The organism is Candidatus Symbiopectobacterium sp. NZEC135 (assembly GCF_025962695.1).
The window spans coordinates 1-534 of the sequence record NZ_JAGFPF010001468.1 but is presented as its reverse complement, the minus strand read 5'-3'; the positions used below and the strand labels follow the sequence as shown (position 1 = coordinate 534).

1 protein-coding gene is annotated in these 534 nt (G+C 55.2%); it reads left to right on the top strand.

Annotated features, from left to right (window positions below):
• On the top strand, positions 1-534 hold a 534-nt coding region (locus tag J5224_RS34870; RefSeq protein WP_264629371.1), incomplete at both ends, for an alcohol dehydrogenase catalytic domain-containing protein.

The window sequence follows — 534 nt, the reverse complement described above, 5'->3', positions numbered from 1 at the left end:
GCGGAAAACGAAGTATTATTAAAAGTCAAAACGGTCGGCATATGCGGCACCGACATTCATGCCTGGGCGGGGAAGCAGCCTTTTTTTAATTATCCTCGCGTACTCGGTCATGAAATTTGCGGTGATATTGTTTCCATAGGAAATAATGTCACTCGTTTTCATATTGGCCAGCAGGCTGCGGTTATTCCTTATCTCTCTTGTAACACGTGCAGTGCCTGTTTAAATCATCGTCCGAATTGCTGCGAAAATATCTCGGTTATCGGCGTACATCAGGACGGCGGCATGGTGGAATATATCGCTGTGCCGGAAAGCAACGTGCTGCTGGCAGAAGGTATCGATCCGGCCGCTGCTGCGCTGATTGAACCCTTTGCCATCAGCGCTCACGCCGTCCGTCGCGCTGAATGTGTACCGGGCGACAGCGTACTGGTGGTGGGCGGCGGCCCGATTGGGCTGGGCGTCGCGGCCATCGGCCTGGCGGACGGCCTGAATATCGCGCTGGCCGATACCCACGCAGAGCCGCGAGCGCAAACCCGT